This is a genomic window from Arthrobacter celericrescens (genome assembly GCF_003614925.1).
GTDB classification, from domain to species: Bacteria; Actinomycetota; Actinomycetes; order Actinomycetales; family Micrococcaceae; genus Arthrobacter; species Arthrobacter celericrescens.
This window is the reverse complement of the sequence record NZ_QYLP01000030.1, coordinates 16,825-41,165: the sequence shown is the minus strand read 5'-3', so window position 1 is coordinate 41,165 and position 24,341 is coordinate 16,825. Positions and strand designations below refer to the sequence as shown.

Here is a 24,341-nt window from a genome sequence, read left to right as displayed (position 1 = left end):
CACCCGATCAAAAGGGGAAGAACTGGCCGACGCTAAGTTTTTTGTGCGTCCGCGCCCACCCAACGCCGGACAGTGCCGGAGATACAGGTGGCCGAAAGTGGACACATAGGACTTCACAACGTTAGGGCAAAAACACGCCACGGGTCAAACCGGGAAGCCGCCTCCAGGCTATCCCCAGCTGTGGCAAAGTCGGGCCGGCAGCCTGTGGATGAAGTGGCTCACAAGGCCGTTTCGAGAACCACAACCGTGTAATTATCCACAAGCAACTCCCCAGCTATCTTCTGGGGAATCCATCCCCTAGAGTGTCTCAGTAGCCGATTTTCCACGGACTGTGCATAACCCTGTGGATTCGGTTGGAATCCACCCTTGGTTCGGACTTTTCGGCTGCCGGCAATTCAGGCACACACGGACCAGAGGAACCACTTGATGACGGTAGACGAGACCAACCACGCCAATACTGTCGGAAGTTCCTGGCGCCGGGTCCTCAGCCTGCTCGAACAGGACGAGCGGGTCAGCCCCCGGCAGCGTGGTTTCGTCATCCTTGCCCAGGCCCAGGGCCTCATCGGTTCCACCCTCCTGGTGGCCGTTCCCAACGAACTGACCCGCGAGGTCCTGCAGACCCAGGTCAAGGACGCCCTGGACGACGCCCTGCGGAGTGTCTTCTCTGACGACATCCGCTGCGCCATCGATGTCGACACCGACCTGGTGCCGGTCCACGAAGAGCCGGCTCCCGCCGTCGAGCTTTCCGCCGGGGCGGATGACGCAGTGGAGCTGCGGCCCCAGCCGACCCCGCCCAGCACCTCGCACGAATTCGGCCGCCTGAACCCGAAGTACGTGTTCGACACCTTCGTGATCGGTTCCTCGAACCGCTTCGCGCACGCGGCCGCCGTCGCCGTCGCCGAAGCGCCCGCGAAGGCCTACAACCCGCTGTTCATCTACGGCGATTCGGGACTGGGCAAAACGCACCTGCTGCACGCGATCGGCCACTACGCCCGCCGGCTCTACGGCGGGATCCGGGTCCGGTACGTCAACTCCGAAGAGTTCACCAACGACTTCATCAACTCGATCCGCGACGACGAAGGCGCCAGCTTCAAGACCACCTACCGGAACGTCGATGTCCTGCTGATCGACGACATCCAGTTCCTGGCCGGCAAGGACCGGACCCTCGAAGAGTTCTTCCACACCTTTAACGCCCTGCACAACAACAACAAGCAGGTGGTCATCACCTCCGACCTGCCGCCGAAGCAGCTGGCCGGCTTCGAAGACCGCATGAAGTCCCGTTTCGAGTGGGGCCTGCTCACGGACATCCAGCCGCCGGAACTCGAAACCCGTATCGCGATCCTCCGGAAGAAGGCCCAGAGCGAAGGCCTGTCCGCGCCGGACGATGCCCTGGAGTACATCGCGTCCAAGATCTCGAGCAACATCCGCGAACTCGAAGGCGCCTTGATCCGCGTCACAGCATTCGCCAGCCTCAACCGCCAACCGGTGGACGTGGCCCTGGCCGAGATGGTCCTGAAGGACCTGATCACCGACGACGGCGCCCAGGAAATCACCGCGGAGCAGATCCTGAAGCAGACGGCGGACTACTTCAAGCTCAGCATGGAGGAGCTCTGCAGCAAGTCCCGCACCCGGACCCTGGTGACCGCGCGGCAGATCGCGATGTACCTGTGCCGTGAGCTGACGGACATGTCCCTGCCGAAGATCGGGCAGGAACTCGGCGGCCGCGACCACACCACCGTGATCCACGCCGACCGCAAGATCCGCGAACTCATGGCCGAACGCCGGGTCATCTACAACCAGGTCACGGAACTGACCAACCGCATCAAGCAGCAGCAGCGCGATTCCTGAGCCCTCTACGGAGCACTCCATGCCTTATTAACAGGCACATGTGGATAAGCCTGTGGACAGTTAAGGGGAGAACCGCGGTTAATGGGCTTAAAACCCTTAAGGCGCCTGTGGATCGTTAAAAACCGCCCTGGGGGTTGTCCACGTCCACACCCTGTTTAAAACCCAGGCTGCCCACACACCGTGAACAAGCCTTAACCCCGGATCCCCGCGGCAAAGCGGGGTTATCCACAGTTTCCACAAAGGTTATTAACACTACTAATCCCAAAAAATCCAGATCCCTCAAACAACAATCTCCTTCCGACCGGCCCGCCCCGCAGATCCTGGCGGTGCTGCGCACCGGCCAGCCCATTTGAGGGATGGGTTAATGCCAGGACTTCCGGCTAAGCTGTCAGCATCGTGTCCCTCCGGGCCGGATTTGTTGTCATTCGCGGTGCGCGCACCGGGCAAGCAACGGTTCCGAGGGGTCCATGGCAGTTCTCCGGAACTTCCACAAAGAGCATTGGCAGTAGCGATCGCGTAGGCGACAGCAATGAAAGGCGGCACCCTTCCGTGAAGTTCAGAGTCGACCGGGATGTCCTGGCAGAAGCCGTCACGTGGACAGCCCGATCCTTGTCTCCGCGGCCGCCGGTACCTGTTCTCTCCGGCCTCCTCCTCAAGGCGGAAGCCGGTACCGTCAGCCTCTCGAGCTTCGACTACGAAACTTCTGCACGGCTTGAGATTCCCGCGGACATCACCACCGAAGGCACCATCCTGGTGTCGGGCCGCCTGCTCGCAGACATCTGCCGCAGCCTGCCCTCCGCACCGGTCGACGTCGAAACCGACGGCAGCAAGGTGACGCTGAGCTGCCGCCGAAGCAGCTTCCACCTCGCCACCATGCCCGAGTCCGAGTACCCGCCGCTTCCGGCGCTGCCCGCCGTCAGCGGTACCCTGCCCGGCGACGCCTTCGCCCAGGCGGTCTCCCAGGTGATCATCGCCGCCAGCAAGGACGACACCCTGCCGATCCTGACCGGCGTCAGGATGGAAATCGAAGACGACCTGATCACCCTCCTGGCCACGGACCGCTACCGGCTCGCCATGCGCGAGGTGCCTTGGAAACCCGTCACTCCGGGCATTTCCACAAGCGCGCTCGTGAAGTCCAAGACCCTCAACGAGGTCGCCAAGACTCTCGGCGGCAGCGGGGACATCAACCTCGCCCTATCCGACGACGACAGCCGGCTGATCGGTTTCGAAAGCGGCGGCCGCACCACCACCTCCCTGTTGGTGGACGGGGACTACCCGAAGATCCGTTCCCTGTTCCCGGAAACCACGCCGATCCACGCCACCGTGCAGACCCAGGAACTCATCGAAGCTGTCCGCCGCGTTTCCCTCGTGGCCGAACGCAACACCCCGGTGCGCCTCGCCTTCACCGCTGGCCAGCTGAACCTCGACGCCGGCACTGGCGAGGACGCGCAGGCTTCCGAAGAACTCGAAGCGCAGCTCACCGGCGAAGAGATCACCGTGGCGTTCAACCCGCACTACCTGATCGAGGGGCTGAGCGTCATCGAGAGCAAGTTCGTGCGCTTCTCGTTCACCAGTGCTCCGAAGCCGGCCATGATCACCGCCCAGGCCGAGGCTGACGGCGACGACCAGGACGACTACCGCTACCTCGTGATGCCGGTCCGCCTGCCCAACTAGTCCCCACCGCCGCCCTCGCCTCGCAAGCTTGGCCCGGGAACCCTGACGGCGTGGGCCCAGTCGGGCCACCGCATCCGCCACCATCCCCACGCAGAAGAGAGTTCACACCGTGCACATCGGATTGATCGGCCTTGGAAAAATGGGTTTCAACATGCGCCAGCGCATGCGGAACGGCGGGATCCAGGTCACCGGCTTCGACCGCAACCCCGAGGTCACCGACGTCGCCACGGTCGATGAACTGATCTCCGCGCTCCCCAGCCCACGGATCGTCTGGGTGATGGTTCCCGCCGGCGACATCACCGACGCCGTGATCACCGAACTCGGCGAAAAGCTCAGCACCGGCGACATGGTGATCGACGGCGGCAACTCACGGTTCACGGAGGACCAGAAACACGCGGAATTCCTCGCCTCCAAGGGCATCCGTTTCGCTGACTGCGGTGTGTCCGGCGGCGTGTGGGGCCTGCAGAACGGGTACGGGCTCATGGCTGGTGGTTCGGCTGAAGACATCGAACTCGCCATGCCGGTCTTCGATGCCCTCCGTCCGGAAGGAGAACGGGCCGACAGTTTCGTGCACGTCGGCCGCGTGGGGGCGGGCCACTACGCCAAGATGGTGCACAACGGCATCGAATACGGGCTGATGCAGGCCTACGCCGAAGGCTACGAACTGCTTGCCGCCAAGGACATCATCGACGACCTTCCCGGCACGTTCCGTGCCTGGCAGAAAGGCACCGTGGTGCGCTCCTGGCTGCTGGACCTCATGGTGAAGGCGCTCGACGAGGATCCGGGCCTGGCATCGATCGACGACTACGTGGAGGATTCCGGCGAGGGCCGGTGGACCGTGGAGGAAGCCATCGCCAACGCGGTTCCCGCTCCCGCCATCACCGCAGCGCTCTTCGCGCGCTTCGCCTCGCGGGAAGAATCGTCCCCGGCCATGAAGATGGTGTCCGCCCTGCGCCACCAGTTCGGCGGGCACGCAACCCGTCCGTCCAGCTAAGCGGCCGGAGGCCGGCAGCACGCGTGTACCTCGAACACCTTTCGCTGAGTGATTTCCGCAGCTACGCCCAGGTTGACCTGAAGCTCGGCCCGGGAGTGACCGTCCTTGTCGGCTCCAACGGGATCGGCAAGACCAACCTGGTGGAGGCGATCGGCTACCTGGCCACCCTGGGGTCGCACCGGGTGAGCACGGACGCCCCGCTGATCCGGTTCGGAAGCGAACGCGCCATGATCCGGGCCAGGCTCGTGCGCGGCAGCCAGGCGACCGTCGTCGAACTCGAAATCAATGCCGGGCGGGCCAACCGCGGCCGGATCAACCGCGGAAATCCGCTCCGGGCCCGGGACATCCTGGGCATCTGCCAGACCGTGCTGTTCGCACCGGAAGACCTGGCCCTGGTGAAAGGCGATCCGTCCAACCGCCGCCGCTTCCTGGACGAGATGCTCGTCAGCCTCCTCCCCGCGCATGCCGCCACCCGCGCCGATTACGACCGGGTGCTCAAGCAGCGCAACGCGCTGCTGAAGTCCGCCCGCGCCGGCCGCTTCACTGCCGGGCATGAGGCGACACTCGACGTCTGGGACCAGCACATGGCGAAGGCCGGCGCCGAGCTGCTGCACGCACGGATTGAGCTGGTGGAACGGCTCCGTCCGCACCTCCAGCGGGCTTACGCCCAGCTCACGGACGGGTCGAAGGAAGCGAACGCGCTCTACCGCTCCACCCTCCAAGGCGTACTGGACGACGACGGCGGGCCGGCCGACGGGTCAAGCGCGCCCGGCGCCGGGGTGGAGGAGCTGCGGCAGTTGAGTGTCGACCAGCTCAGCGAGCGGTACATCCAGGCCTTCGCGGCGGCGCGCCGCAAGGAACTTGAGCGGGGCATATCCCTGGTGGGGCCGCACCGGGACGAGCTCGACCTGCTGCTCGGCGAAGCCCCGGCAAAGGGCTATGCCTCCCACGGCGAAACGTGGTCGATGTGCCTGGCACTCCGCCTCGCGTCCTACTACGTGATGCTCGATGATTCGCTGACCGGCGGCTCGGCCCCGATCCTCATCCTGGATGACGTTTTCGCGGAGCTGGACGTGCAAAGGCGGCGTAAACTTGCGGCAATAGTAGCCGGTGCCGAACAGGTACTGGTGACGGCCGCCGTCGACGCCGACATCCCCGAAGAGCTGGCCGGACGGCGGGTGAAGGTTGTCCCCGGAGGCATAGATGGCGAAGGATGACGGCGGACTGCAGCCCGGCCGCGACCCTGACAAGATCGACGCCGCCCAGGCTGCCCTGAACCGGATGCGCGAGGCCGCTGCCGCCCGCGGCGAAGTGCGGCGCGCCGCCCCAGGAAAGGCCGCGCCGAAACGGAAGGGGCTGCGGGACACCCGCGGCTTCAGCCAGTTCCACGGCAGCGGCCGGGATCCCCTGGGCCTGGGCAAGGTGGTCGGCCGCCTGGTGGCCGAGCGGGGCTGGACGTCTCCGGTAGCCGTGGGATCGGTCATGGCGGAATGGGCTGCCCTGGTGGGACCGGAAATCTCCGCCCACTGCACCCCGGAGAGTTTCACCGACACCACGCTGCATGTCCGCTGCGACTCCACAGCCTGGGCCACGCAGCTCCGGCTGCTGAATTCGAGCCTCCTGGAACTGTTCCGCAAGGAGCTCGGCGACGGCGTGGTGACGGCGATCCATGTCCTCGCTCCGACGGCTCCGAACTGGCGGAAAGGCGGCCGCAGCGTCAACGGCCGGGGCCCGCGGGACACCTACGGCTGATCGTTTTTCCGCTCTCCGCGGACGCTTCGCCAAAATCGCGCACAGCGGCCTGGAACGCACCATGGCCGTATAGCTCCCCGACTGGTGCCGTTTGGGGCGGTTCCAGAGGGGGCCAGCGGCCTGCCAGAGGCAGGTTTATGCCAAACCGCCCCGGCCAAATCGGGCTTGGAGCCCTCGGCACGATAGAATCGGGGATAGACAACTGGGCGCCGGCGAACAGTTGATTGGCCCTGCAGCTAAGCACGTCAGCTGCGGATCCGCCAGTCAAGGGGTCGTCGGCGTTATCAGTGGCGTCCCCTGTTGGCGGCCGCCGCATCCTTGGTGAGTGTCCTTCCCGGACACTGCCCTTGTGTGCGGTGACGGCCGGCGACCATCGAACACAGAGGAGTCGAAAGCGCCTGTGGCTAACGACAATGCAGAGATTTTGGCAACTGAGTCCGCCGAGGACATTGCCAGCATTCCGGATGCGTCCGCCGGTGCCCGGGAATACGGCGCCAGCGACATCACGGTGCTTGAAGGCCTCGAGGCAGTACGCAAGCGTCCCGGCATGTACATCGGATCCACCGGTCCCCGGGGCCTGCACCACCTGGTTTATGAAGTGGTGGACAACTCTGTCGATGAGGCCTTGGCCGGCTATTGCAGCCACATCGAGGTGACGCTCCAGGCCGACGGCGGCGTCAAAGTCGTCGACGACGGCCGCGGCATCCCCGTTGACATGCACCCCACCGAGGGCAAGCCCACGGTGGAGGTGGTCATGACCATCCTCCACGCCGGCGGAAAGTTCGGCGGTGGCGGCTACGCGGTGTCCGGCGGCCTGCACGGCGTGGGCATCTCCGTGGTGAACGCCCTCTCGCGCCGGGTCGACACCGAAGTCCGGCGCCAGGGCCACGTCTGGCGGATGTCCTTCGCCGACGGCGGCAAGCCGCAGGGCGAACTGGTCAAGGGCGAAGCCACGGACCAGACCGGCACCTCCCAGACGTTCTACCCCGACGGCAGCATCTTCGAAACCACCGAGTTCGATTTCGAAACCCTGCGTGCCCGTTTCCAGCAGATGGCCTTCCTCAACAAGGGCCTGCGGATCACCCTGACGGACGAGCGCCCGGTCAAGCAGGCCGACGGCGAGGACCTGGACCTGGACGCGGTCTCCACCGAAGGCGAAGTACCTGCCGAGCACCGCACCGTGGTGTACCAGTACAACGAGGGCTTGCTGGACTACGTCAAGCACCTGAACTCGAGCAAGAAGGTGGACATCGTCCACGAGGACGTCATCGCCTTCGAAACCGAAGACACCGAGCGGCACATCGCCGTCGAGGTTGCCATGCAGTGGACCACCGCCTACTCCGAAAGCGTCCACACCTACGCGAACACCATCAACACCCACGAGGGCGGCACCCACGAAGAGGGTTTCCGCGCGGCGATGACCTCCCTGATCAACCGCTACGCGCGCGAAAAGTCCATCATCAAGGAGAAGGACGACAACCTCACGGGCGACGACATCCGTGAAGGCCTCACCGCCGTCATCTCAGTGAAGCTGTCCGAACCGCAGTTCGAAGGCCAGACCAAGACCAAGCTCGGCAACTCCGAGGTTAAGGGCTTCGTGCAGCGCGTGGTCACCGACCAGCTGGGTGACTGGCTCGAACGCAACCCCGGCCCCGCCCGTGACGTCATCCGCAAGGCCATCCAGGCCGCCCAGGCCCGCATGGCCGCGCGCAAGGCCCGCGACAACGCCCGCCGGAAGAGCCCGCTGGAATCCTTCGGCATGCCCGGCAAGCTCTCCGACTGCTCCTCGAAGGACCCCTCGCGCTGCGAGGTGTACATCGTGGAGGGTGACTCCGCAGGCGGCTCGGCCAAGCGCGGCCGCAACCCGGAAACCCAGGCCATCCTGCCCCTGCGCGGCAAGATCCTGAACGTGGAGCGCGCCCGCCTGGACAAGGCCCTGGGCAACAATGAAGTCCAGTCCATGATCACCGCCTTCGGCACCGGCATCGGCGAGGACTTCGACATCTCCAAGCTCCGGTACCACAAGATCGTGCTTATGGCCGATGCCGACGTGGACGGCCAGCACATCACCACACTGCTGATGACCCTGCTGTTCCGCTACATGCGCCCGCTTATCGAGAACGGCTATGTGTACCTGGCCCAGCCGCCGCTGTACCGGATCAAGTGGTCCAACGCGAGCCACGACTACGTCTACAGCGACCGTGAGCGCGATGAAACCATCCGCAAGGGCACGGCGATGAACAAGCGACTGCCCAAGGACAACGGCATCCAGCGCTACAAGGGCCTCGGCGAAATGGACTACACGGAACTGTGGGACACCACCATGGACCCCGACCGCCGCACCCTGCTCCAGGTCACCATGGAGAACGCCGCTGCTGCGGACGAGATCTTCTCCGTGCTGATGGGCGAGGACGTCGAGTCGCGCAGGAACTTCATCCAGCAGAACGCCAAGGACGTCAGGTTCCTGGACATCTAAAGAGGCTCTTCAGACCCCTTGGATTCCCGAACCGACATATACCTGAAACGGAATACAAACTATGAGTGACGAAACCCCCGAGGTCCCCGAGGAACAGGACACCCCGGAAACCGTTCTTGAAGGCGACGTGCTGGTTGACCGCATCGAACAGGTGGACCTGCAGACGGAGATGCAGCGGTCCTACCTGGACTACGCCATGGCCGTCATCGTCGGCCGCGCCCTCCCCGACGTCCGTGACGGCCTGAAGCCCGTCCACCGCCGGGTGCTGTACGCGATGTTCGACGGCGGCTACCGCCCCGACCGCTCTTTCAACAAGTGCGCGCGCGTGGTCGGCGACGTGATGGGTACGTACCACCCGCACGGCGACATGGCGATCTACGACGCCTTGGTCCGACTGATCCAGGACTGGACCATGCGCTACCCGCTGGCGCTGGGCCAGGGCAACTTCGGCTCCCCGGGTAACGACGGCGCCGCAGCTCCGCGTTACACCGAAACCAAGATGGCCCAGCTGGCCATGGAGATGGTCCGGGACATCGACGAGGAAACCGTCGACTTCCAGGACAACTACGACGGCAAGAACCAGGAACCCACCATCCTGCCGGCGCGTTTCCCGAACCTGCTGGTCAACGGCTCCTCCGGCATCGCCGTCGGCATGGCAACGAACATTCCGCCGCACAACCTGCGCGAGGTTGCCGAGGGCGTCCAGTGGTACCTGGAGAACCCGCAGGCCTCCCGCGAGGAACTGCTTGAGGCGTTGCTGCTGCGCATCAAGGGACCGGATTTCCCCACCGGCGCGACCATCCTCGGCCACAAGGGCATCGAAGAGGCGTACCGCACCGGCCGCGGCTCCATCACCATGCGCGCCGTGGTGAACGTGGAGGAAATCCAGGGCCGTACCTGCCTGGTGGTCACCGAACTGCCGTACCAGGCCAACCCGGACAACCTGGCCATCAAGATCGCCGAACTGGTCAAGGACGGCAAGATCCAGGGCATCGCGGACCTCCGCGACGAAACCTCCGGCCGCACCGGCCAGCGCCTGGTGATCGTGCTCAAGCGCGACGCCGTGGCGAAGGTGGTGCTGAACAACCTCTACAAGCACACCCAGCTGCAGGACAACTTCGCCGCCAACATGCTGGCGATCGTCGACGGCGTACCGCGCACCCTGACGCTGGACGCCTTCATCCGGCACTGGGTGGCGCACCAGATGGACGTCATCGCACGCCGTACCCGGTACCGCCTGCGCAAGGCCGAAGAAGAAGCACACATCCTCCGTGCCCTGCTCAAGGCCTTGGACATGCTGGACGAGGTCATCGCGCTCATCCGCGCCTCCACCACCACCGAGGCCGCCCGCGAGGGCCTGATGGAACTCCTGGACATCGATGCGGACCAGGCCCGCGCCATCCTGGACATGCAGCTCCGCAAGCTTGCTGCCCTGGAACGCCAGAAGCTCCAGGAAAGGCACGCCGAACTCGAGGCCCTGATCGCCGAGTACAACGCGATCCTCGCCTCCGAACAGCGCCAGCGCGAGATCATCAGCACCGAGCTTGCCGAGATCGTGGCCAAGCACGGCGACGACCGCCGGACCCAGATCCTCATGGGCTTCGACGGGGACATGTCCATCGAAGACCTGATCCCCGAAGAAGAAGTGGTGGTCACCATCACCCGCGGCGGCTACGTCAAGCGCACCCGCAGTGACAACTACCGCTCGCAGCAGCGCGGCGGCAAGGGGGTCAAGGGCGCCCAGCTGCGCGGCGACGACGTCGTGGAGCACTTCTTCGTGACCACCACGCACCACTGGCTGCTCTTCTTCACCAACCTCGGGCGTGTGTACCGGGCCAAGGCGTACGAGCTTGCCGAAGCGGGCCGCGACGCCAAGGGCCAGCACGTGGCCAACCTGCTGGCGTTCCAGCCGGACGAGCACATTGCCCAGGTCCTGGACCTGCGCGACTACGCCCAGGCCCCCTACCTGGTGCTCGCCACGAAGAGCGGGCTCGTCAAGAAGACCCGCCTGGAGGACTACGACACCAACCGCAGCGCCGGCGTCATCGCCATCAACCTGCGCGACGAGGACGAACTGGTCTCGGCACAGCTGGTGTCCGAAACCGACGACCTCCTCCTGGTCTCCCGCAAGGGCCAGTCCATCCGCTTCACTGCAACGGACGAGGCACTGCGCCCGATGGGCCGTGCCACCTCCGGCGTGACCGGCATGAAGTTCCGTGAAGACGACGAGCTGTTGGCCGCGGACGTCGTGAAGGACGGCTCCTACGTCTTCGTGGTGACGGAAGGCGGATACGCCAAGCGCACCGCCGTCGAGGAATACCGGCTCCAGGGCCGCGGCGGCCTTGGCATCAAGGTGGCCAAACTGGCCGAAGAGCGCGGCGATCTGGTGGGTGCGCTCATCGTCCAGGACGAGGACGAAGTCCTGGTGGTGATGGAGGGCGGCAAGGTTGTCCGGTCCGCCGTCGCCGGTGTCCCTGCGAAGGGTCGCGATACGATGGGCGTCATCTTTGCCAAGCCGGACAAGAACGACCGCATCATCGAGGTGGCGCGCAACAGCGAACGCGGCCTCGAGGGTGAAGAGACGGATGAAGAACAGCAGTCCGGAGCCGAGGATAACGTAACGTTGGCTGCAGATGGCGGCGCCGCCCAGGCGGCCGCATCACACGACGGGACCCCCGAAGCAGACAGCAGCCAGGATCCCGGCACCGAGCTGAACGAAGACAATACCGGAGGAACGAATGAGTAATCCTGACTCATATCCCAAGCCGAACACAGACGTCCCCGGCGGACTTCGTCAGCCTTCCAGCACCCCGCAGGCAGGCGCGGCTGCCGGGTCCCGACCGCCGGTCCCGGCGGGCGCCCCGGCATCGGCACAGCGCCCGGCCGGGGCGCCGGCTGCCGCCCAGCGTCCCGCCCCCCAGGGCCAGCGCCCTGCGTCTCCGGGTTCCCGGCAGGCCGCGCGTCCCGCAGCCCCGGGCCAGCGCCCCGCTGCCCCCGGACTCGTGAAGCCCGCGCCGAAGGCGAAGGTCCGCCGTGCGCGCCTGCTGGTGAGCAAGGTGGACCCCTGGTCTGTCCTCAAGATGTCCTTCCTGCTGTCCGTGGCGCTGGGCATCGTCACCGTGGTGGCAGCCATGGTGCTGTGGACGGTCCTGGACCTCACCGGCATCTTCGACCAGGTGGACAGCCTCCTGGGCACCCTGGCCGGCTCCGAAGGCGGCGGCTTCGAACTGAAGAAGGTCGCGTCGCTGGGCCAGGTGCTCTCATTCGCCACCATCATCTCGGTGGTCAACGTGGTGCTGCTCACGGCCCTGTCCATGCTGAGCGCCGTACTTTATAACATTTCCGCAACGCTCGTCGGCGGCATCGGCGTCACGCTCACCGACGACTAGGAAAATCCCCGGAAATCCGCGGAAAACCAGCGGAAAACCGGGATGAATTGCCTCGATTTGAGATCGGGCCGGGATGTGCTGTAGAGTCATATCTCGGCCCGATGAGGCATCGGGGCGTATAGCTCAGGCGGTTAGAGCGCTTCGCTGATAACGAAGAGGTCCCAGGTTCAAGTCCTGGTACGCCCACGGAACCTGCACGGTTTCACGGTAAGGTCCGCAAGGACCGGAACGGGGTGCATGTGAAGAAGTTGCTGATTGTTGCAGCTGCGATCGCAGGCGTCCTGCTCTACCGGAAGGTGCAGGAATCCGAAGCCCGGAAGACGGTCTGGAGCCAGGCAACCGACACGGTTGACTAGCCAGGAGCCGCCGAACGGAACCGGTGAAAGCCGGGGAAGGTTCTGCGGTAGGATGGATGGGTTGCTTCTTATGGGGGCATGGCGCAATTGGTAGCGCACCTGCTTTGCAAGCAGGGGGTTCGGGGTTCGAGTCCCCGTGCCTCCACCATAGGAAAGAGTCCCGGTCAGGAATGACCGGGACTCTTTCGTTTCCGCACGCATTGTTTCCACGGATTCCGCGACATCACACGGCACGAGGCGCTCTGGACCGGGATTGCCGCCGTCGCGCTGGCCGCGCACTTCGCCTGCTTCATCACCGGCCGGGGTGGGCGTAGCTCTGGTGGGCGTCGTGCCCGGCAGACGATGGGAACCGGAAGCTACACGGCCGCGCAAAGGGACGACGGCGGTCAGTCGCTCGCCGGGCTCGGCACGGACTAAGCGCCGCGCGGCTCGCCGTTACTGGCCGCCGCGCCGGACGCTCTGGCTGGAGCTTGCGGTGTGGATGGCGCGCAGCAGCTTGGCCGGGAAGTACACCGAGAAGAAGACGACCATGGGAGCCTTCAACGCCATCTTCTTGACGTTGTGCGCCTTGTACGTGCGGTCGAAGCGGGTTACGTAGTAGCGGTAGTCCCGCGGTGAATCCTCGAGCCGGCGGGCGGACATGCCTGAGACCATCTGCGGCCAGTATTGGACCCGCATCTCGTGTTCGGCCAGGTGCAGCGAGAGGTCAATGTCCTCGTGCATCTCGTCCTTTTCGTCTAGGCAGGCCTCGTCCCGGATGGTTTCCCATGCCGAGCGGCGCAACGCCATGTTGGAGCCGAACAGGAAGTGGTACTGGTGCTTGGCCAGGCGCAGCATGAGCTGGCGCATCTTGTCGTCGGCCTTGAGGCCGAAGCGGCGCATGGGCATGTCGTAATAGACCACGGGACCGGTGGCGGCCTGGACGTCCGGGTCCATGAAAGCGTTCTGGACCTGTTCCACCCAGTCAGGTTCCAGGACGGAGTCGGCGTCGATGCGCCCCAGGACGTCGCCGGTGGCGTGGTTGAGCCCGAAATTGCGGGTGGGGATGAGGCCCTGCGCCCGGTCCTGGCTCAGCAGGATGATGGGGCTTTCAGGGTATTCCTGCTGCATCTGGCCCACGATCAGGGCTGTGCGGTCCGTGGACATGTTGTCCACGACGATGATCTCCGCAGCGGGGACAGACTGGTAAATGGCGGCGATGAGGCACTGCCTGATGACGCTTTCCTCGTTGTACGCCGGGATGACGATGGAGACTTCCGGCCTGGGTGCGTCAGAAGGTGCGGGTTCTTCGGGCGATCTATCGGCTGACATCCAGATAAATCTAACACCAGCATTCCCGCGCTAGAGGGAGCTTCCGGTGACGTGTGGATAAACATTGAGGGGACCCCGCGATGCGGAGTCCCCTCAATGGAATGCCCGGTCCGGGATCAGCCTTCGGTTTTGCTGTCCTTGTCCTCATCCTTGTGCAGGCTCGCGGCGATGTTCTTCACTGCGGTCTTGGCATCGGTTGCCACCTTGACGGCGGTGTCCTTTGCGTCCTCGGCCACCTCGGCGGCCTTGTCCGCGGCGTCCGCAGCGGCGTCCTTGATGGTTTCCTTGACTGATCCGGCCGCTTCGCCCTCTGCCTTGACCTCGTCCGGCGTCGGGAACGGGATCGGGGCAGAATCCGCCGGGGTCGCCTTGTCTGCCGGGGACACCGGGACGGGGGTCTTCCACGGGTCCTCGACCGGCTTGGACGCTTTCCACGCGGCAACACCCGCGGCCACGGCCGCGGCAATCACAGTAACGATCAGGAGGCCGCGCTTCTTGGGCTTCTCCTTGCGTCCGAGTCCGGCGGCGACGGCCTTGCCGGTTTCTTCGGCAACCGCCTTGAACTGCGCTCCGGCGGCCTGGGCCTGGTCCTGGAGGTTATGGACGACGCCGGAATCCACCAGTTTCTGGGCGACGGCGTCAACCTGGGCAGGCGCGTTCTCGAGGACATGGTGCACGGCGGTGGACGCCTGGCCGAGCTGTTCGGACAGCTTGGGCAGGTACTCCTCCACGACCTTGTCGCGGGCAACACCGAGTGCCGGGGTTGCCTTGTTCAATGCTTCCTGGATCTTCGGCGAGGCGTCCTCGACGGCGTCGTGGATCTTCGGCGCGAGGTTCGCCAGGCCTTCCTGGAGTTTCGGGGTAACGGTTGCGACGCCGTCGGCCAGGTTGTGTGCGGCCGACTTGAGGCCCTCCTGGATCTTCGGCGAGGCGGTATCGATTCCGTGCTGGATACGGGGAACCGCCCAGCTCACGGCAGCTTCGACGCGCGGTGCAGCCCAGTCTTTGGCGGTATCAACTCCTGCCGCCACAGAGTGCTCAAGGTCGCGGGCAATCCGGTCTGTTTTCTTCACAACTACCTCCCGATACACATGCTCGTTTGTTGTTAGCCTACGTCGCCTGGCGTGCACCGGCTATTCATCCGGGGTAATCCGGGGCGATTTCACCGAGCGCGGAACCGGCTTCCGGGCCGCTGCCGCGTTGACCCTGCATGAAAGAATGGGCCCATGACCATTGCAACCGCACAAGCAACCATCCACACCAGCCTCGGCGACATCGTGGTGAACCTCTTCGGCAACCACGCGCCCAAGACGGTGGCCAACTTCGTCGGCCTTGCCACCGGTGAAAAGTCCTGGACCCACCCGGAAACCGGCGAAGACAAGACCGGTACCCCGCTGTACGACGGCACGATCTTCCACCGCATCATCAAGGACTTCATGATCCAGGGCGGCGACCCGCTGGGCCGTGGCATCGGCGGTCCGGGCTACAAGTTCGACGACGAGATCCACCCGGAACTGAACTTCAACGCCCCGTACAAGCTGGCAATGGCCAACGCAGGCATCCAGATGGGCAAGGGCACCAACGGTTCCCAGTTCTTCATCACCACCGTCAACACCGACTGGCTGTTCGGCAAGCACTCCATCTTCGGTGAAGTGGCCGACGACGAGTCCAGGAAGGTCGTCGACTCCATCGAGGCCGTCCGCACCGGCATGGGCGACCGCCCGGTCGAAGACGTTGTCATCAACAGCATCGATGTCGTCCAGCTCTGATTCCCGGAGCCTGAACAACACATGAGCTTTGGATACCCGGCGGCGGAGCCGTCAGCAGGCGTTCCGGTTTGCCCCCGGCATCCCGACCGGCCATCGTATGTGCGGTGCCAGCGTTGCGGCCGCCCGGCGTGCCCGGAATGCCAGCGGGCGGCCGCCGTCGGGTTCCAATGCGTTGACTGCGTCAACGAACAGAAGCGTTCGACGCCGGCAGTACGTTCCGCCTATGGCGGCACCGCCGTCACCGGCCGACCGGTTGTCACCTTGGCGCTGATCGCCGCCTGCGTCCTGGTGTACGTCCTGCAGTGGATTGTCCCCCGGGACGCGATCTTCCAGGACTTCGCCTTCGCGACCGCTCTCGTGGACGAGCCTTGGCGGATGCTCACGGCTGCCTTCCTTCATTCGCAAGGCTTCTTCCTCCACATCGTGCTCAACATGTACACGCTGTGGATCTTCGGCCAGGCCCTGGAACCGTTGCTGGGCCGCATACGCTTCCTGGCCATCTACCTGCTTTCCGCCATCGGCGGTTCCGTCGGCTACCTTCTCTTGACGCCTTTGAACAGCAGTGTTGGCGTGGTGGGTGCTTCCGGTGCGATCTTCGGCCTCTTCGGCGCCATGCTGGTGATCCAGCGGCACCGTGGCGGGGACACACGGCAGCTCTGGGTCCTCATCGCCATCAACGGGGCCATCGGCTTCCTGGTGGCCGGCATCGCCTGGCAGGCACATCTCGGCGGATTCATCACCGGGGCCCTCGCTGCCGCAACGGTGGCCTACGCGCCGCGCGGACCGCGCCGCGCCCTCGTCCAGGCCGGCGGTCTCGCCGCCGTCGCGGTGCTCCTCGTGCTCGCCACCGTTTTCCGCACGGCCTAGGCCCAGCCCCAAGCATTCGGCGGCCAGGGTCCGCCTTCTTTGGCGTGCCCGTCTACCCCGCTTCCCCGAATCGACCTCAGGGCAGCCCCCACACAAGCAGCCTTCGCTTTTCCACAGCCGTTATCCACACTGTGTGTAACTTACATCTGTGTAGTTCATGGGTCTCGCCCCTTGTCCGTGCCGTTTTCGGGCCTCCAGCCGAAGAAATACCCAGATCCGTCCACAGCTGTGGATAACTTTGCTGCACAGTCTTGTGGTTATGTGGACAAAACCGCCGCCAGTTCCGGCAGTGTGGAAAAGTTCCTGGAGAGATGGAATCCACAGCGCATACCGGGTGATATCAACAGGCTTTTCAACATTGTTAATAACTCACACCGTTGTAGTTTCTGCCCTTAAACCACGCCGGATTCCCCGTGGATCCGCGGGTTTGCCGTGCAGGTAACCACAGCTTTTCCCCACCTGTGGATAACTTGTGGGAAGCGGCCTGTTGTTAAGTGGGTAACCCTGGTGGCGGAGCCATCCGCGGGCCGGGGACGGCTTACCGTCCACATTCGAGGTCCATCCCATCCACCGAGGTGAAGTTCTCCATCCCGCCGCCATGAACACTTGGTGAAGCCCCGGCCACGATCCACAGCCTTGTTCACATGGGGAAAACCACGGAAACGAGAGCGGCTCTCCAAAAACCCCGGGAAACCGGGCTTTTTACACTTCTGACATTGCTTTCCACATCACGTTTCCACAGCTGTGGATAAAGTTGCCCACTTTTGTGGACAGCCGGGGACGGCGGTTCAGCTCCAGACGCCGGAGCTTCCGCGGCGGTGGCTGTCCACAAGATGGGTGTCGATCATGCCGATGGCTTCCATCAGCGCGTACATCGTGGTGGGCCCCACAAAGGCGAAGCCCTTCTTCCGCAGCGCCTTGGACAGGGCCACGGACTCGGGTGACCGGGTGGCAAGGTCGGCGACGGTGGCGGGCGACGGCGTCCTTTCCGGCTGGAAGGACCACACAAAGTCCACCAAGCCGCCGTCGGCCCTCAGCGCGAGGACGGCGTTGGCGTTGGTGATCGCCGCGCGGATCTTCAAGCGGTTCCGCACGATGCCGGAGTCCAGCATGAGGCGCTCGACGTCGGCCTCGCCGAACTGCGCCACCTTCTCCGGATCGAAGTCCAGGAAGGCGGCACGGAAGGCCTCGCGTTTGCGCAGGATGGTGGCCCAGGAGAGGCCTGCCTGGAAGCCTTCGAGGCTGATGCGCTCGTACAGGCCGTGCTCGTCCCGCACCGGCATGCCCCACTCGGTGTCGTAGTAGTCCCGGAGCAGCGGGTCCGTGGATGCCCACGGAGGGCGGGCCAGGCCGTCGTCGCCGAGGATGGTGCCGGCCGGTGTCATGGGTGCCTCCAAAGGACGTTCAAAGCTGCTGTGGACATTGTGCGCCCTGGCTACGACATTCCGCGGACATCGCTAGGACATTCCGGTGACGCGCATGGTGATGTTGATCCGGCCATGCTCCAGCCCGCAGCCCTGCGGAGCGGTGTCCGGCTGGACCTTGACCACCCCGTGGAAGGCGAAACGCGACGCTCCGCCGAAGACAAAGAGGTCCCCGGACCGCAGCACCACATCCGTGTACGGTTTGCCCCGGCCTTCGGTGTTGCCGAAGCGGAACACGCAGCTGTCGCCGATGCTCAAGGACACGACCGGTGCCGCGGAGCGCTCGTCCTTGTCCTGGTGCATGCCCATCCTGGCGGCGTCATCGTAGAAGTTCACCAGCGCGGTGTCCGGCGTGTAGGCAGCCGCTGTTTCCGGCAACGAGCCGGCGGCAGCAAGGGCCTTGCGGCCTAGCCTGACCATCCAGTCCGGGAAGTCCAAGACGCGTCGGCCGTTGACGTCGAACGCCTCGCGCGTGTAGCGGTAGGGCTGCCAGTGCCAGCCGAGGCAGACCGTCCTGACCGACATCGGATGCCCGCCTCGCAGCACGGCAGCCCTCGGCGGCACGGGACCCGCCGCCCACTCGCGGAAGCGGTCGGCGATCCAGCGCTGCTGCTCCGGGCTGAGCCAGCCCGGCAAATGGACGGCGCCGTCGGCTATCCGCCGGGGCCCGGCGTCGGGCATTGAAAGCAGCTCTGCCGGGAACAACGCTTCTGCCGGAAACAACGGTTCGCTCACGCCGCCTCCAGGGCCAGCAGGGTCCGCTTGGCCTCAGGCCCGCCGAGATACCCGCCGAACGAACCGTCCGAACGCACCACGCGGTGGCAGGGCACGACGACAGGCAGCGGGTTGGTGGCGCAGGCGGAGCCGACGGCGCGGACGGCCTTAGGGCTGCCTGCCGCTTTCGCGACGTCGGCGTAGCTTTCGGTGCTGCCGTAGGCGATGTGCGGAAGGTGCTCCAGCACGCTCAGCCGGAAGCCGCGGCTGAGCGCGAAATCCAGCGGGACGTCGAAGCTGCGGCGGGTTCCGGCGAAGTATTCCTCGAGCTCGCGCGCGGTGGTGTCGAGCCGTGACGGTGCCTCCAGGATCCGCGGGCCCAGTTTGTCGGCGAGGGCCTGCAGCACGGCGTCGTGGTCTTCCAGGGCGAACGCGACGCGCACCAGGCCGCGTTCGGTGGCTGCCAGCAGGAGCCGGCCGAGCGGCGAATCCACGGTGCGGTAGGAAACATCGATAAGCTGCCGGTCCGCGGCGGCCGCGGCGAGGCGGGCGTGCAGGCGCTCAAGAGTGCCCGGGGCTGGTTCTGCAAGGCCGTCGAAAAACCCGTCGGGCAGCAGGGCTTCGGTGTCCATCTGGCTGTCTTCCATCGGTTTGGTATTCATCGGCTTGTTCCTTTCGAAGCCGGGGCGGACGCTTCCGCCAGGGCGGCCCGGAGCGCCTTGACGCCGTCGGCGCCCGCCCGGCGCGCGGCCTCCGGGGTAACGCCCAGCAGTTCGGAGATGTCCTTGTACGGCAGCCCCGCGAGGTAGTGGTACGCCACCGCCTGGCGCTGTTTCGGCGGGAGCTGCCCGACGGCGTCGAGCACTTCCGGGTGTCCCCCGCCCGGGATGCCGAGCGGGGACTCACGCGGCGGCAGTTCGTCCATGGGCAGGGCGTGCCGCTGCCGGGCGCGGAGGATGTCGATGGCCTTGCGGTGGGCGATGGTGACGAGCCAGGCCTGCACCGCGGCGTCCTCCGGCAGTTCGGGGTAGGCCTTCAGGGCGGAGAGGAACGTTTCGGACCAGGCGTCCTCGGCGTCATGGGCGCCGAGCACGGCACGGCAGACCCGCAACACCACGGCACCGTGTGCGCTGACGACCCTCTCAAAGGGCGGCTTGCCCATCAGAAGAGCTTGCTTTCCTTCACCGCGGTGGGCTCCTCGAGGTCCAGCAGGAAGCGTTTGTTCGCCAGGCCGCCGGCGTAGCCTGTAAGGCGGCCGTCGCTGCCGACGACGCGGTGGCACGGAATGACGATGCTCAGCGGGTTCCTGCCCACCGCCGACCCCACGGCCTGGGCAAGGTTGGGGTCGCCGAGTTCGGCGGCGAGGACGCCATAGCTGACCGTTTCCCCGTACGGAATATCTTCAAGCCGGGCCCAGACGCGCTCCTGGAACTCGTTGCCCCGCGCCCGGTAGTCGAGCTCGAATGCCGTCCGGTCCGCGGTGAGGTATTCACGGAGCTGCGCCACGGCCGGGGCGAAAACCGGATCCGTCGGTTCCGCCCGCGAACCGAAGAATTCCGCGGGCGGCATATGCCAGTGGCCCTCGTAGAAGATTCCGCTGAGCACCCCGTCCCGGGAAGTCAACGTCAGGGCCCCGAGCGGGGACTCGATGATGGTGTGCCTGTTGCTCATGTCAGGTAGACGCTGCAGGCGGACGGAATGTGAGGTCCGTGCCGAAGGTCGCTGCTCAGGAACGCCAGCGCGTGGTCATCAGGAAGCCCACGATCGCGATTCCGAAGCCGGCCACGATGTTCCAGGATTCCCACGCCGCCACCGGGTACTGGCCGCTGGTGATGTAGAACGTGATGATCCACAGCAGGCCGATGATCATGAGGCCGAACATCACCGGTTTGAACCAGACAGGGTTCGGCTTGTACTGCTCCTTGGCGGCGGTCTCAACAGTGCGGGCAGGCCGCTTGCGGGGCTTGGACTCGGGCACGGTTCCTCCTTGGCCTCTGAATGAAGGGCCGCGTGCCGGCTTGGTATCCTGCAGGAAGGAAAATTCCAGCGGTCTGCACGTTCGCGGTACTTCCGGGTTCGTCTCTAGCTGCCAAGTCTAGCCGGATTTCGGGGGGCGACCCGTGCGGCCGTTTCCCGGACAGAGGAGACCCCGTGACGCAGCAGCAGCCGGAGGCTTCCGCTGCCGTGCCCGCCACCTCCCCCCACCGCCCGGGAGCAGGGGGCGCCGCCCGGAAAACCGTGCAGGTCACCGGCGAACTCCTCCTGACTGCCGGCGCCGTGCTGCTGCTCTTCGTGGCCTGGGAACTCTGGTGGACCCATGTGGAAGCCGACGCCAGCCAGGCCAAGGCGATCGACGGTTTTGCCAGCGAGTTCACCGGACCCCTCACTCCCCCGGCGGAGCAAACCGACCACGGGAAGCCGGCGGTCTCCGCGGCGCCCGGCTACGGCGAGACGATCGGCATTATGTACGTCCCCCGCTTCGGTGCGGACTACTCGCGGCCCATCGTCCAGGGCACCGGCCCTGACGTCCTGGATTCCCTCGGCCTGGGACACTACGAAGGAACCGGCATGCCCGGCGCTGCCGGGAACTTCGCTGTGGCCGGCCACCGCCAGACCCACGGCGCCGTGCTGGACAGCATCCACCAACTCGTCCCCGGCGACCGCATCTACGTCCAGACCAAGGCCGGGTACTACACCTACGTGTACCGCAACAACCAGATCGTGCTGCCATCCCGCACCGACGTGCTGCTCCCGGTTCCCACCAAGGCAGGCGCGCCACCCCGGGACAGCTACCTCACCATGACCAGCTGCAACCCGCGCTTCGGCTCCGAGGAACGCATCGTTGCCTACTCACTGCTGGACAGCTGGCAGCCGGCCTCTGCCGGGCCGCCGTCTGACATCGCCGCCCTGGTGGCCATGACTCACGGAAAGGCCTGAGGCATGTACGGATGGATCTTCCGGCACCTGCCCGGCCCGTTATGGGCGCGCATATTGGCCTCGGCGGCACTCATCGCAGGAATACTGGTCCTGATGGTGCAGTTCCTCTTCCCTTGGATGTCCCAGTTCACCACCCTCACCGACTCAACGATTGGTTCAGTACAGCAGCCATGAGCACAACTAAAATCCTCGTCGTCGACAACTACGACAGCTTCGTCTACACCCTGGTGGGCTACCTGCAGGAGCTGGGCGCGGAAACCACCGTGGTCCGCAACGACGACGTCACCCTCCAGGAAGCGATCGAGCTCGCCGACGCCCGCGACGGCGTCCTGGTCTCCCCCGGGCCCGGCACGCCTGCGGAAGCCGGAGTCTGCATCGAGCTCATCAAATGGTGCGGGGACAACAACAAGCCCATGTTCGGCGTCTGCCTCGGCCACCAGGCGCTTGCCGAAGCGTACGGCGGCACCGTCACCCATGCGCCGGAACTAATGCACGGCAAGACCTCGCCGGTGCAGCACGAGGGCAAGAGCGTCTTCGCCGGGCTGCCGTCCCCCGTGACCGCCACCCGGTACCACTCACTGGCAGCCGTGCGCGAAACCATTCCGGACGTTCTGGAGATTACGGCCGAAACCGCGAATGGCGTGATCATGGGGCTGCAGCACAAGACCGCTCCGCTGTGCGGCGTGCAGTTCCACCCCGAGTCCGTCCTCACCGAAGGCGGCTACCAGATGCTCGGCAACTGGCTCGAATCGCTCGGCATGGCCGGGGCCGCCGCGAAGGCTGCGACGCTGAGCCCGCTGATCCAGCGCTAGCCTCCCGGCCGGGTGCCGGCGGGACCGCCGCCGGCACCTTCGCGGGTACCGCGGCGTAGACCCGTGCACTCCGTGCCAGGCGAAGGGGCGTCAGCCCTTCCTGCCGCCGCTGGCGCTCGGCTTGGGCGTTGGGGTCTCGCTGGGCGTCGGCTTCGGAGCCGGGGCCTTGGTGATCGTCACGGTGATTGCGCTGCCCTGCTCAGCGAGGGCCCCTTCCGGGATGCTCTGGGCGGTGACGATGCCGGGTTGCAGGACGCTGTTCTCCTGCTCGACGATCCTCATCGTGAGTCCGAGGTCGGCAAGTGCCTTTTCGGCCTCGCTCTTGGGAAGCTTGATCAGCTGCGGCATCTTGACCTTGCCGCTCGAGATGACCAGTTCAACGGTGCTCCCGGGCGCGACGACCGCCCCCGGCGCAGGGTTGGTCCCGATCACTGAACCTGCCGGAACCGTGGGACTGTTCGCGATGGTGTTCTTGTTTCCGCCCACCAGGCCTACATTGCGCAGCATGTCGCGCGCGGCGGCCTCGGTCTGCCCCGCAAGGTCCTTGGGCACGGTCACGGCGCTGGGGCCGTCAGAGACCTTCAGCGTGACGTGGCTTCCCGGAACGACCAGCGTGCCGACGGACGGATCCGTGCCGATGGCTGTTCCCTGCGGGACCTTGTCGTCCTTCACCCGCACGGGGGCGTCCGGCACGAGCTTGGCATCGTAGAGGACGCGGGTGGCGGCCGCTTCGCTCATGTTTGCGACCGACGGGATGGGGATCTTGACCGGTTCCTCGGGCCTCTGGTTCATGAAGTAGTAGAGGCCCAGACCGACGCCCGCCAGGACCAGGACCGTAAAGAGGATGACGACGGCGGTCCACGCCCGGCGGCGCGACTTCTGCCGCCGCGTCCGCTCACGTTCCCGCGGGAAGCCGAGCGGCATCGCCTCGTCGTCGGCGTCTTCGGTGTAGTTCGCCGGAAGCGGCTCCTCGCCACGGCCACCGGCCGGGGGCTGGCCGTCAAGGAAGCCGATGCCGGTGAAGCCGACCAGCGTCTCCGGTGCGGCGTCCTCCGCCGGCTCCTGTCCGACGTCGTCCGGACCTGCCTCGTAAGCAGCGATGGCGGGAACGGCTATGCCGTTGCGGGCGGCGCGCAGGGCGCGGCGGAAGGCGGCGGCGTCCTGGAATCGGTCCGCACGCTCCTTCTGCAGTCCCTTGGCCAGGACACTGTCCAGTGCCTCGGAAACCTCGGGATTGAAGGTGCTCGGGGCTGCCGGGGTCTCCCGTACATGCTGGTACGCCAGCGAAACCGGGCTGTCACCGGTGAAGGGCGGACGCGAGGTCAGCATCTCAAAGAGCAGGCAGGCAGCCGAGTACAGGTCGCTCCGTGCGTCCACGGTCTCGCCACGGGCCTGTTCCGGGGAAAGGTATTGGGCGGTGCCCACCACGGCCTGCGTCTGGGTCATGGTGGCCGCGGAATCGGCGATGGCCCGGGCAATGCCGAAGTCCATCACCTTCACGGTGTTGTCCTCGCCGACCATCACGTTGCCGGGCTTGATGTCACGGTGGACGATCCCGGCCTTGTGGCTGTATTCGAGTGCGGAAAGGACGCCGAGGCAGAGTTCCACGGCCTGCTCGATGTCCAGTTCCTTGCCGCGGATGAGTTCGCGCAGGGTCCGGCCGGACACGTACTCCATGACGATGTACGGCACCCGGACCGTCTCGCCGTGGCCGCCGTCCACCGTGTACTCCCCGGTGTCGTAGATCGCCACGATCGAGGGATGGTTCAGCGACGCCACGGCGTGGGCTTCGCGCTTGAACCTGGCCTGGAACTGGGGGTCCCGGGCCAGGTCCGCGCGGAGCAGTTTCACGGCAACGGTGCGGCCGAGGAGGGTGTCCGTACCCCGGTGCACGTCCGCCATGCCGCCGCGGCCCAGCAGCTCTCCTAGTTCATACCGCCCGTTGAGGACGCGCTGGTCTGTCACCGGAGTGCTGTCCTCTCTGTGTGCAGGTGCTGAACGTCGGGTAGTCATGCTTT

Annotated in this window: 22 protein-coding genes and 2 tRNA genes; 15 read left to right on the top strand and 9 right to left on the bottom strand. The window is 65.6% G+C overall.

Annotated elements, in window-relative coordinates; translation table 11 throughout:
• The first annotated feature begins 426 nt into the window (after positions 1-426).
• From dnaA to D3654_RS06560, 11 genes are all read left to right on the top strand, one after another.
• Complete coding sequence (dnaA, locus tag D3654_RS06605) at positions 427-1,848, top strand: chromosomal replication initiator protein DnaA (RefSeq protein WP_120520722.1); 1,422 nt, start codon at positions 427-429, stop codon at positions 1,846-1,848.
• A gap of 549 nt (positions 1,849-2,397) precedes the next feature.
• Entirely contained in the window at positions 2,398-3,522 is a 1,125-nt protein-coding gene (dnaN, locus tag D3654_RS06600; protein WP_120520721.1) for a DNA polymerase III subunit beta, read from the top strand.
• Positions 3,523-3,604: 82 nt separating this feature from the next.
• Complete coding sequence (gnd, locus tag D3654_RS06595; RefSeq protein ID WP_120520720.1) at positions 3,605-4,516, top strand: phosphogluconate dehydrogenase (NAD(+)-dependent, decarboxylating); 912 nt, start codon at positions 3,605-3,607, stop codon at positions 4,514-4,516.
• 23 nt (positions 4,517-4,539) lie between these two features.
• Positions 4,540-5,733 (top strand): DNA replication/repair protein RecF, encoded by a 1,194-nt coding sequence (gene recF / locus D3654_RS06590; RefSeq protein ID WP_120520719.1) that lies wholly within the window; start codon positions 4,540-4,542, stop codon positions 5,731-5,733.
• Positions 5,720-6,268: a DciA family protein gene (locus D3654_RS06585; protein ID WP_120520718.1), complete on the top strand. Its 549-nt coding sequence runs from the start codon at positions 5,720-5,722 to the stop codon at positions 6,266-6,268. The genes recF and D3654_RS06585 overlap by 14 nt, the downstream gene beginning before the upstream one ends.
• A gap of 400 nt (positions 6,269-6,668) precedes the next feature.
• On the top strand, positions 6,669-8,744 hold the full coding sequence (gyrB, locus tag D3654_RS06580) for a DNA topoisomerase (ATP-hydrolyzing) subunit B (RefSeq protein WP_120520717.1): 2,076 nt from the start codon (positions 6,669-6,671) through the stop codon (positions 8,742-8,744).
• 61 nt (positions 8,745-8,805) lie between these two features.
• The gene (gene gyrA / locus D3654_RS06575) at positions 8,806-11,490 is read left to right on the top strand and encodes a DNA gyrase subunit A (RefSeq protein ID WP_120520716.1); all 2,685 of its coding nucleotides are present in this window, start codon (positions 8,806-8,808) and stop codon (positions 11,488-11,490) included.
• A complete protein-coding gene (locus D3654_RS06570) occupies positions 11,483-12,133 on the top strand; it encodes a DUF3566 domain-containing protein (protein WP_120520715.1) in 651 nt (216 codons plus the stop codon). Before gyrA ends, D3654_RS06570 begins: the two co-directional genes overlap by 8 nt.
• 112 nt (positions 12,134-12,245) lie before the next feature.
• Positions 12,246-12,319 (top strand) — tRNA-Ile (locus tag D3654_RS06565).
• Between the two features lie 47 nt (positions 12,320-12,366).
• On the top strand, positions 12,367-12,489 hold the full coding sequence (locus D3654_RS20690) for a DLW-39 family protein (protein WP_245413114.1): 123 nt from the start codon (positions 12,367-12,369) through the stop codon (positions 12,487-12,489).
• Positions 12,490-12,561: 72 nt separating this feature from the next.
• Positions 12,562-12,637: transfer RNA gene (locus D3654_RS06560), tRNA-Ala, on the top strand.
• A 287-nt stretch (positions 12,638-12,924) separates the two neighbouring features.
• On the opposite strand, the gene D3654_RS06555 is transcribed toward D3654_RS06560, so the two are convergent.
• Positions 12,925-13,800: a glycosyltransferase family 2 protein gene (locus D3654_RS06555; protein WP_120520714.1), complete on the bottom strand. Its 876-nt coding sequence runs from the start codon at positions 13,798-13,800 to the stop codon at positions 12,925-12,927.
• 116 nt (positions 13,801-13,916) lie between these two features.
• Positions 13,917-14,873, bottom strand: a complete 957-nt coding sequence (locus tag D3654_RS06550; RefSeq protein ID WP_120520713.1) for a hypothetical protein — start codon at positions 14,871-14,873, stop codon at positions 13,917-13,919.
• Between the two features lie 153 nt (positions 14,874-15,026).
• Here D3654_RS06550 and D3654_RS06545 point away from each other — a divergent pair, with 153 nt between their 5' ends.
• Positions 15,027-15,569 carry a peptidylprolyl isomerase gene (locus tag D3654_RS06545; protein WP_120520712.1) on the top strand — a complete coding sequence of 181 codons (543 nt, stop codon included), beginning with the start codon at positions 15,027-15,029 and terminating at the stop codon, positions 15,567-15,569.
• A 21-nt stretch (positions 15,570-15,590) separates the two neighbouring features.
• Positions 15,591-16,436 (top strand): rhomboid family intramembrane serine protease, encoded by an 846-nt coding sequence (locus D3654_RS06540; RefSeq protein ID WP_120520711.1) that lies wholly within the window; start codon positions 15,591-15,593, stop codon positions 16,434-16,436.
• 788 nt (positions 16,437-17,224) lie between these two features.
• Here the strand turns inward: D3654_RS06540 and D3654_RS06535 are convergent.
• The 6 genes from D3654_RS06535 to D3654_RS06510 all read right to left on the bottom strand — a co-directional run bounded on the left by D3654_RS06535 (position 17,225) and on the right by D3654_RS06510 (position 20,552).
• Positions 17,225-17,821 (bottom strand): DNA-3-methyladenine glycosylase I, encoded by a 597-nt coding sequence (locus D3654_RS06535; protein WP_120520710.1) that lies wholly within the window; start codon positions 17,819-17,821, stop codon positions 17,225-17,227.
• A 72-nt stretch (positions 17,822-17,893) separates the two neighbouring features.
• Positions 17,894-18,541 (bottom strand): alpha-ketoglutarate-dependent dioxygenase AlkB family protein, encoded by a 648-nt coding sequence (locus D3654_RS06530; protein ID WP_120520746.1) that lies wholly within the window; start codon positions 18,539-18,541, stop codon positions 17,894-17,896.
• Between the two features lie 50 nt (positions 18,542-18,591).
• Positions 18,592-19,221 carry a methylated-DNA--[protein]-cysteine S-methyltransferase gene (locus D3654_RS06525; RefSeq protein ID WP_425359395.1) on the bottom strand — a complete coding sequence of 210 codons (630 nt, stop codon included), beginning with the start codon at positions 19,219-19,221 and terminating at the stop codon, positions 18,592-18,594.
• An 11-nt stretch (positions 19,222-19,232) separates the two neighbouring features.
• Positions 19,233-19,736, bottom strand: a complete 504-nt coding sequence (locus D3654_RS06520; RefSeq protein ID WP_120520709.1) for an RNA polymerase sigma factor — start codon at positions 19,734-19,736, stop codon at positions 19,233-19,235.
• Positions 19,736-20,245, bottom strand: coding sequence for a methylated-DNA--[protein]-cysteine S-methyltransferase (locus D3654_RS06515; RefSeq protein WP_120520708.1), 510 nt, complete (start codon positions 20,243-20,245; stop codon positions 19,736-19,738). Before D3654_RS06515 ends, D3654_RS06520 begins: the two co-directional genes overlap by 1 nt.
• Positions 20,246-20,300: 55 nt before the next feature.
• Positions 20,301-20,552, bottom strand: coding sequence for a cell division protein CrgA (locus D3654_RS06510; protein ID WP_120520707.1), 252 nt, complete (start codon positions 20,550-20,552; stop codon positions 20,301-20,303).
• 173 nt (positions 20,553-20,725) lie between these two features.
• On the opposite strand from D3654_RS06510, the gene D3654_RS06505 reads away from it, so the two are divergent.
• Together D3654_RS06505 and D3654_RS06500 are read left to right on the top strand one after the other, a co-directional pair.
• Entirely contained in the window at positions 20,726-21,511 is a 786-nt protein-coding gene (locus tag D3654_RS06505; RefSeq protein ID WP_425359394.1) for a class E sortase, read from the top strand.
• Between the two features lie 170 nt (positions 21,512-21,681).
• A complete protein-coding gene (locus D3654_RS06500) occupies positions 21,682-22,323 on the top strand; it encodes an aminodeoxychorismate/anthranilate synthase component II (RefSeq protein ID WP_120520705.1) in 642 nt (213 codons plus the stop codon).
• A gap of 90 nt (positions 22,324-22,413) precedes the next feature.
• Here D3654_RS06500 and pknB read toward each other — a convergent pair whose 3' ends face one another.
• A complete protein-coding gene (gene pknB, locus D3654_RS06495) occupies positions 22,414-24,336 on the bottom strand; it encodes a Stk1 family PASTA domain-containing Ser/Thr kinase (protein WP_120520704.1) in 1,923 nt (640 codons plus the stop codon).
• Positions 24,337-24,341: the final 5 nt, after the last annotated feature.